Raw genomic sequence first — 11,603 nt, 5'->3', positions numbered from 1 at the left:
TATGAAAAGGAACCGCGGCAGAAGGTTGACTGCGTTCTTTGAGAGTGAGGTAAAAAGATGAAACATCCCGTTGACGTACATGTTGGCAAGCGTATCCGCCATAGACGTTGGATGAATGGCACGACACAACAGCAACTTGCCGAGGCTGTGGGCATCAAGTTTCAGCAGATCCAGAAGTATGAAACCGGTATGAACCGGGTCAGCGCCTCCCGTCTTTGGGATATCGCTAAGGTATTGGGGGTAGACGTTTCTTTCTTCTTCGAAGGCTTGGATGCTCAACCTGACATTGAGGCCAAGAATTCCGATATGCCAGGGGATATCCTGACCGACAAGGAAGCACTCGATCTGCTGCGGTCGTACTATTCTATCCCGGAGAACCAGCGCCGCCGTCTGTTCGACCTGGCCCGCGTTCTGAGTGAGGCTGCCTAGCCTGCGACTTGACCTGTCATGCTGCGCCGCGTTACCGCAAGGTGAATCCTGGCGCAGTTGAAGGACGACTTCCATGACAGTATCGCAGACAACCCAAACGGAACTGGTTCGGGTGGCACATGCACTTGCCGATACCGCCCGGCCTGTGACGCTGACACATTTCCGCACACCTGCGTTGGCCGCCGAAAACAAGCTAAGTGACGGGTTCGACCCTGTCACTGTGGCAGATCAGGGTGCTGAAAAAGCGATGCGTACGGTACTGGCCGAGATGCGCCCGGACGACGCCATCTTGGGCGAAGAATTTGGCCACAAAACCGGCACCACCGGCCTGACTTGGGTGCTTGATCCGATTGACGGGACGCGCGGCTATATCAGTGGGACACCAACCTGGGGAGTGTTGATCTCGGTCGCGGATGCGACAGGACCGCTTTTTGGTCTGATCGACCAGCCTTACATTGGTGAACGGTTCGCCGAGCGGATTCGGTGTATCAGAGCTGCATGGGCCCACTGGACAGTCTATCCTGCAATGCCGTGCGCCACGCGCCTTGGCACAAGCCACTGTACTGACAACCTTTCCCGAAGTGGGAACAGCTGCGGAAGGTGCCGCGTTCCATGCCGTTGCAGGCCGGGCGCAACTCACCCGCTATGGTATGGATTGCTATGGCTATGCTCTATTGGCAGCAGGCCAGGTTGATCTGGTGATCGAGGCGGGCCTGAACGCTTATGACATTCAGGCCCCTATTGCGGTTATACACGCTGCGGGTGGCATTGTGACCGATTGGGCCGGTGGCCCCGTGCATGACGGCGGGCGGGTCATCGCCGCTGCAAACTCTGAAATCCACGCGGAAGCTTTGGCAATTCTCAGGGATATGCCGGTTGACTAAGACCCTGATCAAAGGGGCTGATGTGATCATCACCATGGATGACGCGCGTCGCGAACTTACAGATGCGGATCTTTTGCTGCGTGATGGTGTCATTGCCGGGATTGGTGAAAACCTGTCGGCAGACGGCGCTCAGGTTTTTTCGGCCAAGGGCAAGATTGTCACCCCCGGTTTGGTCAACACGCACCACCACCTTTACCAGACTCTGACGCGTGCGGTGCCCGGAGCGCAAGATGCGCTACTTTTTGGCTGGTTGCAGCGGCTGTACCCCATTTGGGCACGTTTCGGCCCGGAAGAGATGTATGTCTCTGCCCAGGTCGGTCTGGCAGAACTGGCGCTGTCCGGCTGTACGCTGACCTCTGATCACCTCTACCTCTATCCCGGCGGAGCCCGGCTTGATGATACGATCGCGGCCGCACAGGATATCGGCCTGCGGTTTCATGCCACGCGCGGCGCGATGAGTATTGGCGAAAGCGATGGCGGCCTACCGCCTGATGCACTAGTCGAAGACGAGGGGGCTATCCTGGCAGATTGCGTTCGGGTGATTGATGCGTTTCATGACCCTAGTCCCGGCGCGATGGTTCGTGTGGGGGTTGCCCCCTGTAGCCCGTTTTCAGTGACCCGTGATTTGATGCGTGATGCCGCCCTATTGGCACGTGACAAGGGTGTGATGATGCACACGCATCTGGCAGAAAATGACGAAGATATCGCCTATTCGCTGGAGAAATTCGGCTGTCGTCCGGGGCAATATGCCGAAGACCTGGGCTGGACCGGCGACGATGTCTGGCATGCGCATTGCGTCAAGTTGGACGGCCAAGAGATAGACCTCTTTGCGCGCAGCCGGACGGGTGTTGCCCATTGCCCCTGCTCCAATTGCAGGCTTGGCTCGGGGATTGCACCGGTCAGGCAGATGCGCGATGCGGGCGTGCCAGTTGGTTTAGGCGTTGACGGGTCCGCCAGTAACGACATCGGCAACCTGGTGGGCGAGGCGCGTCAAGCGATGCTCTTGCAGCGGGTGAAAAACGGGGCTGACGCGATGTCGGCACGCGAAGCGTTGGAGATCGCCACACGGGGCGGGGCGGCGGTGCTGGGACGCGACGATTGCGGGCAGCTTGCGATTGGCAAACGCGCCGATCTTGCGATTTGGGACGCGACAGCAATTGAAAATGCCGGATCCTGGGATCCGGCAGCACTTCTTTTGGCGGGGCCGGTGAAGGTTGATGCCTTGTTCGTCGAGGGCCGCCAGATTGTGTCCGAAGGGCATCTCACATCGATCAACCTGCCCAATGTCATCGCAAGGCAAAATGCACTCGGGCGGTTCCTTGCTGATGTCCCGTAATTGACACAGTTTCGCCGCATTCCAGCGTGAACACTATCGTTCCGGTTTCCACTCCCACTCCAAAACAAGGGCAACCATGAAGCGACTACTCACCGTCTGCCTGCTGACAATTCTGGCCGCATGCACTGTCTCGCCCTCATCCACGACCACCCCCGCGCAGGTATCTTCCGCTCCGACAGGTGTGGTGACAGGCTTTACGGGCGATATTAATGCATTCCGTGCCAGTCAGGGTCTTGGGCCACTTCAACCCAATGCAACACTGACCCGCGCGGCACAAGCGCATGCCGAAGACATGACCCAACGTGGATATTTTTCGCATGATTCTGTGGGCGGCCCGAATGGCGACAACTTCAAGGCGCGCGCGCAGGCGGGTGGCTGCGCGATGCGTGCCGGTGCTGAGAATATAGCAACGGGTCAACGCAGCGAAGCCGCAGCATTTGAAGCCTGGAAGAATTCAACTGGCCATCGGCGCAATATGCTGGGACGTAGCTATACCCAGTATGGGCTTGGCCGGTCGGGCAACATCTGGGTGCTGAAACTTTCGGTGCAGTGCTAGCCGCGCTGCGGCTTTCCCGCTATCCAAACTTCCCTGATCGCGCGGTCGTCCCCCATCATGATGGTGGGGAATACCGCGTCCCAGATATCCTTTGCGCGGCCCGCGCGTTGCGCGATCGCCGGAGTGGAGTGCAAGTCCAATACCGTGATATCAGCCGCCGCACCCTGACCCAGACGCCCGATTTCACCTGACATCTTCAAAGCTTGTGCCGCGCCTTCGGTTGCCAGCCACATCAGCTGCGCCGGATGCAAGGCCACACCCCGCAACTGTCCGATTTCATAGGCGGCAGCCATTGTGCGCAACATCGAAAAGGATGACCCTCCGCCTGTGTCTGTTGCGAGCCCGATGGACAGTTGAGACCGCGCCAATCCCATCAGGTCAAACAACCCCGATCCAATAAAGGTATTTGAGGTGGGGCAATGCACAACTGCCGCGCCGACCTCTGCTAAACGTGCGATCTCACGCTCCTCCAGATGGATGGCATGTCCATAGAGGCCACGTTCGCCCAATAATCCGAACTTCTCGTAGGTATCGAGATAATCGCGCGCCTGTGGAAACAACTCTTTGACCCATGCGATCTCCGGCATTTGCTCGCTCAGATGCGTCTGCATCAGACACTCCGGGTGCTCGGCCCAAAGCGCGCCCAAGGCGGATAGTTGATCCGGTGTCGAGGTCGGTGAAAAGCGTGGTGTGATCGCATAGCTGGCGCGCCCAACGCCGTGCCATTTCTCCAATAGCGCTTTGCTGCGATCGTATGCGGATTGCGCGGTATCACGCAGCGTTTCCGGCGCGTTGCGATCCATACAGGTCTTACCAGCGATCACGGCCATATTGCGGGCGGATGCCGCCGAAAAGAAGGCATCCACGCTTTCGGGATGGATCGTGCAAAAACTGGTCAGCGTTGTGGTGCCATGCGCCACTGCCAAATCCAACGTGCGGGCGGCCACATCATCGGCATGTGCCTGATCGCCAAAGCGTGCTTCTTCGGGGAAGGTGTAGGTATTGAGCCAATCTATCAGCTGCTTGCCCCAACTCGCGATCATGCCCGTCTGGGGGTAGTGCATATGGGCATCAACGAAACCGGCACTGATCAGCCCGTCACCATAATCTGTGACCTGTGCGTCTGGATGCACAGCGCGCAACGCTTCACCGCTACCTGTCGCGATGATGCGTCCCGCCTCAATCAGCACGCCGCCCGCACTGTCAAAATCAACCGCTTCCGACCAGTCACCCAGCAGAGGATTGCCAGAGAACCCAAGGGTCTGCCCAAGAAGTAAGTGCTTTGTCATGAGATCAGCATATGTGTCTGCAACAATGGGGTAAATCGCAGAAATCCGCGTTGTGCCGCAGCACTGAACGATTATGCTGCCGACAGCGTGAAGGATGTCCTATGGCTGAACCCGAAACCACCGACGACGAAGCATTCGGCATTCCCGACCGTCTGGTCAGTGATGTGCTTGATGCCGTCGGGCGTGGCGACGGCGCTTTCTTAAGCGACGTACTTGATCCGATGCATGCCGCTGACGTTGCCCACCTGCTCGAGCAGGTGGACGCCCGCGACCGCCGCGCGCTTTTGGTCACATGGCCGGGTGGGCTGGAAGGCGATGTACTTTCCGAGCTCGATGAAGAACTGCGCGAAGAAGTCATTGAACAGCTTGCCCCGTCCGAGCTGGCCGAAGCGGTGCGCGAGCTGGAAAGCGACGATGTTGTTGACCTTGTCGAATACCTTGATGATGTCCAGCAAGAGGCGGTTCTGGATGCGCTGGATGCCAGCGACCGTGTCGTTGTCGAACAAGCGCTCACATACCCCGAAGAATCTGCGGGCCGCCATATGCAATCCGAGCTGGTACGCGCACCAGAGCATTGGACCGTTGGGGAGGCGATTGATTACCTGCGCTCTGACGTTGTCCTACCCGACCAGTTCTATCACATTATTTTGGTTGATCCGCGTCTCAAGGCGACGGGCTATGTCACCCTCGGGCGTATTCTCAGCCATCCGCGGGACATGCTGCTGCGCGATATCACCGAAGACACGTTCCGCACCTTCCATGTCACTCAAGACGTGGAAGAAGTGGCGCAAGCCATCAACCACTATCACATGATCACGGCACCTGTGGTGGACGATGACGACCGGATCGTCGGTGTCATCACAATCGACGACGCGATGGCTTTTCTGGAAGAAGAGGCCGAGGAAGACATCCTGCGTCTGGCCGGTATCAGCGAGGGTAGCTTGTCGGACCGTGTGATTGCCACCACCAGGCGGCGCTTTCCTTGGCTGGCTGTAAACCTTGTGACGGCCATTTTTGCCTCACTTGTGATTGCGCTCTTTGAGGAAACCATTGCCGGGCTGGTGGCCCTTGCGGTTTTGATGCCCATCGTCGCGTCAATGGGGGGCAACGCTTAAGACGCAATCGCTGACCGTGGCTGTGCGTGCTTTGGCCACGCGCGATCTGACCACGGCAAATGTCTGGCGTGTCATCAAACGTGAGGTGCTTGTCGGCCTGATCAACGGGTTGATCTTTGCGATTGTGATGGGTGTGGTTGGCGTTGTCTGGTTTGGCTCACCGATGCTGGGCGTTGTGATTGCCGTTGCGATGGTGATCAACATGGTGGTGGCGGGGCTGGCTGGCACGGTGATCCCTGTCTTGCTAGAAAAAATGGGTATCGACCCGGCCCTTGCGTCAGGGGCTTTTGTTACCACAGTCACCGATGTTGTCGGTTTCTTTGCCTTCCTCGGCCTTGCGGCCATGTGGTTGCTCTGATGGACAAATCCGCCGCCCGTACCGCGGCCTTTGCGCGCCGCAAAGCGGCTCATCGCCCCAATGCGGCGACCGCTGGCTACCTCAGCGAAGTGCTTGCCGGTCACCGCGGCGTGCCGTTGGGGGTTATATGGCGATGCGGACCGAGATCGATCCGACACCCGCGATGGCGGAGGCCGCAGCCCACGGCCCGGTGGGCGTGCCTGTCATTATCGGGGCAGGGCAACCGCTCAAGTTCCGCACATGGGAGCCTGATTGCGCGCTGGTGAAGGGTGAATTCGGCGCAATGATCCCGGAGGCAGGGGATTGGATGACCCCGCAAATCGTGATCGTGCCCTTGGTGGCCTTCGACCGTCGCGGCGGCCGCTTGGGCTACGGTGGGGGGTTCTATGACCGGACACTTGAAAAGCTGCGTGCCGCACAACCAACCATGGCTATTGGTTTCGCTTATACCGCGCAGGAAGATGAAGACTTGCCACTGGAACCAACAGATCAACCTCTTGATCTGATCGTGACAGAGCAAGGGGTGATCACCCCATGATCGAATGGTTGCAAAATCAGGTGCAAGCTTTGAATTTCCTCTGGCAGAACCCAGGCGTTCTGTTCATCGCTTTGCTGATCCTGATCCCGCTCTATTGGGTGCAGGGCAAGCTCGTCCGCCGTGTACTCACCACCTCGCAGCGCGCGCAATTTGGTGGGGTTGTTCAGCCCGCCGGTGAAGCCAAGCGCATCCATGACATCGGCATCGGGGTGCAGACCATCCTTGTTCTCAAACCGGTCAAAAGCGGGCTGTTTGGCATTGTTTTGGCGATGGGGTTCTTTGGGGCCTTGGCGGCCTTTATGTGGTGTGTCGTCTTACAGGAGGTCGAGGGACAAACACCCGAAAACTACTTTGCCTTTGCGGTTGGCATCGGTTTCGTTTTGTTGGGTGTCTGGACGTTGTTTGGTCTTTTAACCCGGATCGAGCTGGATGATTACCAAATCGTCCACAAGCGGTTTGGCTAAGCTTTAGACGCAAATTTCGCACATCGGATATTGCAGGTGTCGAAAAGCTGGGCAAGACACTGGGCGCAGGGGTCATTTTGACGTTCGAGGACGGACGAAAACTCAAATTGCCCGCAAGCTTCGCCGGTTATACCGAGGCGCTCAAGTTCTTATGGACAGCACACCCTGCCATTGCAGGTCACGCGCTACTGGCGGAAGCCACAGCAAGGCAGTACCGCCGCGCGATGAAGTCCTAGCTTTCCGCAAAAGCCGCCATTACCTCGTCCGAGGCTTCAAAGTTCGCTGTCACGCGCTGCACATCGTCGTCCTCTTCCAGCGTATCCAGCAGCTTCATCAGCTTGGTCAGCCCTTCGACATCCAACTCGGTTGTCATATTGGGTTTCCATATCAGCTTGGTCGATCCTGACTCGCCCAATTCTGCCTCTAGCGCGTTGGAGACGTCGTTCAGGTCTGTATCGGCGCAATAGATGACATGGTTGTCGTCATCGCTTTGCACATCTTCGGCACCGGCTTCAATCGCGGCCATCATCACGGTATCGGCGTCGGCAACGGATGCGGGATAAACCACCTCGCCCTTGCGGTCGAACATGAAGCCAACAGAACCGGTCTCGCCCAGGTTCCCGCCATTCTTGGAAAATGTTGAACGGACAGTTGATGCGGTGCGATTGCGGTTATCCGTCATCGCCTCGACAATCACCGCCACACCATTCGGGCCATAGCCCTCATAGCGAATTTCGTCATAGTTCTCGGCATCACCACCTTGGGATTTCTTGATCGCACGATCGATCACATCCTTGGGCACTGAGCTGGATTTGGCTTCTTTCACAGCCAGACGCAGGCGCGGGTTCTTATCGGGGTCCGGGTCGCCCATCTTGGCGGCAACTGTGATTTCCTTAGCCAGCTTGGAAAACAGCTTGGAGCGCAGTTTGTCCTGCCGTCCTTTGCGGTGCTGAATATTCGCCCATTTGGAGTGGCCAGCCATCAGAAAACCTCGTCTTGTATCGCGTTAATCTGCGTCTCTATACGGCATGGGGCCCGGCACCCGCAACCCCGGCTAGAGCGGCCAGACAAAGGGGATCACAAAGGAAACCAGCGGTGCCAGCGACAGGTTCAACGGGATACCAAACTTCAGAAAGTCAGAGAACCGATATCCACCCGGGCCATAGACCAGCGTATTCGTTTGATACCCAATCGGCGTTGCAAAACTCGCGCTCGCTGCAATCATAACGGCAACCACTAAGGGCCTTGGATCAACACCAAGCGCACTGGCCAGGCCAATCGCGATCGGTGTCATTACCACGGCCACGGCGTTGTTCGATACCAGCTCGGTCAGGATACTGGACAGCAGATAAACCGCCAGAACGACGAAGAAGGGCGGCAGCACCAGCATGACGGGCGAAAGTGTATCTGCAATGATCCCCACCGCGCCCGAGGATTGTAGCGCGGACCCGACACCCAGCATCGCGAAGATCAACGCGAGCAAGCGGCCGTCTACATATGAAAATGCCTCTTCCGCGTCGATGCACTTGGTCATCAGGACAACTGTCACGCCAATCATCGCGAGCATCAGGATCGGGGCGACGCCCAAGGCGGCCAGTGTGACAACGCCCAACAGCACGCCAATCGCGACTGGCGCATGCCCACGGCGGTAGGCGCGTTGCGAAGGTTCGGACACATCGCCAAGGTTCATGTCCTCGGCCAATCGCTGTATGTCTTCAGGTGCGCCTTCCAGCAGCAGCGTATCACCGACTTTCACGATGATATCGTCAATTTGCGCACTGATGTTTGCATCCCGCCGATGCACCGCCAGTGGATAGACGGCGTAGCGCCGACGCAACCGCATTGAGCCCAACCGCCTGCTGACCATCTTGCAATTCGGTGTAATCAGTACCTCAACAGTTGTCGTCTCAACCGCGGAAAGCTGGTCGACGCGGCGCAACTCCTTGTTGGTCTGCAAGGACAAAAGTTCTGTCATTTCCGTGCGTAACACGACACGGTCGCCAACCTGCAAAGTGACAGCCTTCAGATTGCGTCGTAGTGAGGTATCCCCGCGCACCACGTCGATCAGGCGCACGCCGTCGCGTTTGAACAGTTGAACAGTGATCACTTCGCGCCCAATCAGATTGCTGTCGGGCGGGATGACGGCCTCGGAAAAGAACTTCTTTTTGGAGCGATCCGACAGCATCGTTGCCATGCTTTGCCGATCCGGCAGCAGACGCGGGGCCATGAAATACAGGTATGTAAACGTCCAAAGCACGACCACAACGCCGATCGGAAAGATTTCCAGAATGCCGAAAGGCTCCAGCCCCGACGTCCGCGCGACCCCGTCGACCAAGAGGTTGGTCGAGGTGCCCAATAGCGTCATGGTGCCGCCGACAATGGCCGCATAGCTCAGCGGGATCAGCAGTTTGGACGCCGATGTGCCCAAGGTGCGCGCCAATTGCACAAAGACGGGGATCATGACGACGACCAAGGGCGTGTTGTTCATGATCGCGCTGGCAATGGCCACAAACAGCAAACCACCACCAATTGCCCGCGCCGGGCTGACCTTCGCCTGTCGCTCAGCAACTTGCGTCATGGCATTCAGTGCGCCGGTGCGGACCAAGGCACCGACGATGATGAACATCGCCGCGATCGTCCAAGGGGCAGGGTTCGCCAGTGCCATGACGGCGGCCTCATAGGGCAGAACACCTGTGATCAGCAGGATTGAAACGCCGATCATGGCCACGACTTCGGTTGGAAAGACCTCGCGCAGGAACATCAGGAACATGCCCAGCACGACGGCCATCGTGAGGATCGCGCTTTGTGTTTGTGTCAGCGGGAACAGATTATCCATGGGCGCGAGTGTCGCCCAAGGGTGCCGGATCGGCAACCCGCGGCTGCACAAGGCTAAGGCCCACGGCCATACACGCCAGTGCGGCCCAAATCCAAAGGCTGTAGGTTTCTCCCAGCAGGAGCATGGCCCAAAACACACCTGACCCGGTCACGACATAACTGACTTGGCCCGCAAAAACGGACCCCGCCCGGGCGATCAGCCAGACATAGCCAGAGTAAACAAGGACATGCACAATGGAGCTGAGCAGCATCGTGAAATCAGCAAGAATGAAGGGCGATTGCGGAACGAAGAACTGCCCTGAACCGACCGCCAGTGGCAGCGCGATCACCGTGCCGATGGCTGACGCACCAAAGAGCACCTGAAACGGATCAAGCCCGGCGGTGCCCCACCGCGCCACGATATTTCCCTCACAGGCGTAGCAAAACGGGGCCACAAGCGCCAATGGCAGAAAGGCGATCATCGCGCGTTCGGGCAAGCTGGCCTCGGGCAGGGCGATCAAGCCGACGCCGATCAGGCCCAGGCAGAGCCCGCCCAAGCGGCGCAAAGAAAAGCGATCATTACCCAAAGCCAAGGCAATCGGGAAGGCCATCATCGGGATTGTCGCGATCACAATGGACATGATGCCGGATGGCAAGTGAAAGGCTGCGCGAAAGCTGGTGTAGCCGGGGATCAGCGTGCCGATGGTTGCGATCATCAGCCAGACAGCCAGCGTTTTGACAGTGAAAGGCATCCGCCCCATTTGTCGCCATCGCAGCGTGCCTAGCAGCGCTGCACCAATCAACATCTGCCAGAAAACAATGCCAAAGGGCTGGTAGCCTGCGCTGACCGTGATCTTGATCAGCGGCTGTGTCAGCCCCCATCCGCATCCCAGCAGCAACAGGAATCCTGTCAGCTGCAGGCGGTCCGTCTTCATGCAGGCCCCGTTTGCGACAACCGCCCACCTTGGCGGACCATGGCGACTTTCACCGCTTTGCCGGTCAGATTGTCCGTCTCGACATAGAGGCCAGACAGTGTCGCCTCATCCGCCGCAGGGGTAAAGCGGGACTTTGGCATCCCGGTGATAAAGCGCCGCATCGGCTCGGCCTTCTCCATCCCGATGACAGAATTGTAGTCGCCGCACATGCCCGCATCGGTCATATAGGCCGTGCCACCGGGCAAGATCATCGCATCACCTGTGGGCACATGGGTGTGTGTGCCGACAACAATGCTCGCGCGCCCGTCGCAGAAATGGCCGGTGGCCATTTTCTCAGACGTCGCCTCACAATGGATATCAATCAGACTGGCTGCGACCTGACCGCCCATGGGGTATTGGCGCAGGACCGTATCAAGCGCTGAAAAGGGGTCGTCAAACGGGCGCTTCATAAAGACTTGACCCAAAACTTGCGCCACCAGCACCTTGCGCCCGCCCGGTGCGTTGAACACGCGCGCGCCAACGCCGGGGGCGGCTTTGGAATAGTTCATCGGACGGATGATCCGCTGTTCTTTTTCGATGAAAGTCAGCATGTCTTTCTGATCGAAGGCGTGATCACCAAGGGTGACAACATCGGCACCTGCATCCAGCAGTATATTGGCATGATCGCCTGACAAGCCCATGCCAGAGGTCGCGTTTTCGCCGTTCACGACGACAAAATCCAGCTTCCATGCGTCGCGCAAACGGGGCAGGTGGGTGGTAATCGCGGCACGCCCGGAGCGGCCCATGACATCGCCAAGAAAGAGTATCTTCATGTCTGTGTTGTTACGGGGAACGCAAGGCTTCATCCAGCGGTTTCTGTGTGCTTGCACTTGGGCGGTCTTGGTG

General features: G+C 58.2%; 10 protein-coding genes and 3 pseudogenes. 8 read left to right on the top strand and 5 right to left on the bottom strand.

Annotated features, from left to right (window positions below; all coding sequences use genetic code 11):
• Positions 1-57 precede the first annotated feature (57 nt).
• The 4 genes and pseudogenes from QTO30_RS07610 to QTO30_RS07595 all read left to right on the top strand — a co-directional run bounded on the left by QTO30_RS07610 (position 58) and on the right by QTO30_RS07595 (position 3,205).
• Entirely contained in the window at positions 58-429 is a 372-nt protein-coding gene (locus QTO30_RS07610) for a helix-turn-helix domain-containing protein (protein ID WP_340423572.1), read from the top strand.
• A gap of 73 nt (positions 430-502) precedes the next feature.
• Positions 503-1,313: pseudogene (locus tag QTO30_RS07605) on the top strand (inositol monophosphatase family protein).
• Positions 1,306-2,649 carry an 8-oxoguanine deaminase gene (locus QTO30_RS07600; protein WP_340423570.1) on the top strand — a complete coding sequence of 448 codons (1,344 nt, stop codon included), beginning with the start codon at positions 1,306-1,308 and terminating at the stop codon, positions 2,647-2,649. The pseudogene QTO30_RS07605 and the gene QTO30_RS07600 overlap by 8 nt, the downstream one beginning before the upstream one ends.
• A gap of 76 nt (positions 2,650-2,725) precedes the next feature.
• A complete protein-coding gene (locus QTO30_RS07595) occupies positions 2,726-3,205 on the top strand; it encodes a CAP domain-containing protein (protein ID WP_340423569.1) in 480 nt (159 codons plus the stop codon).
• On the opposite strand, the gene guaD is transcribed toward QTO30_RS07595, so the two are convergent.
• Positions 3,202-4,494, bottom strand: coding sequence for a guanine deaminase (guaD, locus tag QTO30_RS07590; protein ID WP_340423568.1), 1,293 nt, complete (start codon positions 4,492-4,494; stop codon positions 3,202-3,204). The genes QTO30_RS07595 and guaD overlap by 4 nt on opposite strands.
• A gap of 101 nt (positions 4,495-4,595) precedes the next feature.
• Here guaD and mgtE point away from each other — a divergent pair.
• From mgtE to QTO30_RS07570, 4 genes and pseudogenes are all read left to right on the top strand, one after another.
• A pseudogene (gene mgtE, locus QTO30_RS07585) lies at positions 4,596-5,967 on the top strand (magnesium transporter).
• Positions 5,967-6,505, top strand: a pseudogene (locus QTO30_RS07580) (5-formyltetrahydrofolate cyclo-ligase). The pseudogenes mgtE and QTO30_RS07580 overlap by 1 nt, the downstream one beginning before the upstream one ends.
• Positions 6,502-6,969, top strand: coding sequence for a hypothetical protein (locus tag QTO30_RS07575; RefSeq protein WP_340423567.1), 468 nt, complete (start codon positions 6,502-6,504; stop codon positions 6,967-6,969). Before QTO30_RS07580 ends, QTO30_RS07575 begins: the two are co-directional and overlap by 4 nt.
• Positions 6,970-7,046: 77 nt before the next feature.
• Positions 7,047-7,205: a hypothetical protein gene (locus tag QTO30_RS07570; RefSeq protein ID WP_340423565.1), complete on the top strand. Its 159-nt coding sequence runs from the start codon at positions 7,047-7,049 to the stop codon at positions 7,203-7,205.
• On the opposite strand, the gene QTO30_RS07565 is transcribed toward QTO30_RS07570, so the two are convergent.
• From QTO30_RS07565 to QTO30_RS07550, 4 genes are all read right to left on the bottom strand, one after another.
• On the bottom strand, positions 7,202-7,951 hold the full coding sequence (locus QTO30_RS07565) for a YebC/PmpR family DNA-binding transcriptional regulator (protein ID WP_340423563.1): 750 nt from the start codon (positions 7,949-7,951) through the stop codon (positions 7,202-7,204). The genes QTO30_RS07570 and QTO30_RS07565 overlap by 4 nt on opposite strands.
• Positions 7,952-8,023: 72 nt before the next feature.
• The gene (locus tag QTO30_RS07560; protein WP_340423561.1) at positions 8,024-9,805 is read right to left on the bottom strand and encodes an SLC13 family permease; all 1,782 of its coding nucleotides are present in this window, start codon (positions 9,803-9,805) and stop codon (positions 8,024-8,026) included.
• Complete coding sequence (locus QTO30_RS07555; RefSeq protein WP_340423559.1) at positions 9,798-10,718, bottom strand: DMT family transporter; 921 nt, start codon at positions 10,716-10,718, stop codon at positions 9,798-9,800. The genes QTO30_RS07560 and QTO30_RS07555 overlap by 8 nt, the downstream gene beginning before the upstream one ends.
• Complete coding sequence (locus QTO30_RS07550) at positions 10,715-11,530, bottom strand: TIGR00282 family metallophosphoesterase (protein ID WP_340423558.1); 816 nt, start codon at positions 11,528-11,530, stop codon at positions 10,715-10,717. Before QTO30_RS07550 ends, QTO30_RS07555 begins: the two co-directional genes overlap by 4 nt.
• Between the last annotated feature and the right edge of the window lie 73 nt (positions 11,531-11,603).

Source organism: Yoonia sp. GPGPB17 (assembly GCF_037892195.1).
Lineage (GTDB): Bacteria > Pseudomonadota > Alphaproteobacteria > Rhodobacterales > Rhodobacteraceae > Yoonia.
Note: the sequence above shows the minus strand (reverse complement) of the source record. Positions and strands in the feature narration are given on the sequence as shown.

Bases quoted from the DNA above. Each gene is read 5' to 3' on its own strand.
- QTO30_RS07550 (WP_340423558.1), bottom strand. From the start codon at position 11,530: ATGAAGATACTCTTTCTTGGCGATGTCATGGGCCGCTCCGGGCGTGCC.
- QTO30_RS07595 (WP_340423569.1), top strand. From the start codon at position 2,726: ATGAAGCGACTACTCACCGTCTGCCTGCTGACAATTCTGGCCGCATGC.
- QTO30_RS07560 (WP_340423561.1), bottom strand. From the start codon at position 9,805: ATGGATAATCTGTTCCCGCTGACACAAACACAAAGCGCGATCCTCACG.
- QTO30_RS07575 (WP_340423567.1), top strand. From the start codon at position 6,502: ATGATCGAATGGTTGCAAAATCAGGTGCAAGCTTTGAATTTCCTCTGG.
- guaD (WP_340423568.1), bottom strand. From the start codon at position 4,494: ATGACAAAGCACTTACTTCTTGGGCAGACCCTTGGGTTCTCTGGCAAT.
- QTO30_RS07610 (WP_340423572.1), top strand. From the start codon at position 58: ATGAAACATCCCGTTGACGTACATGTTGGCAAGCGTATCCGCCATAGA.
- QTO30_RS07555 (WP_340423559.1), bottom strand. From the start codon at position 10,718: ATGAAGACGGACCGCCTGCAGCTGACAGGATTCCTGTTGCTGCTGGGA.
- QTO30_RS07565 (WP_340423563.1), bottom strand. From the start codon at position 7,951: ATGGCTGGCCACTCCAAATGGGCGAATATTCAGCACCGCAAAGGACGG.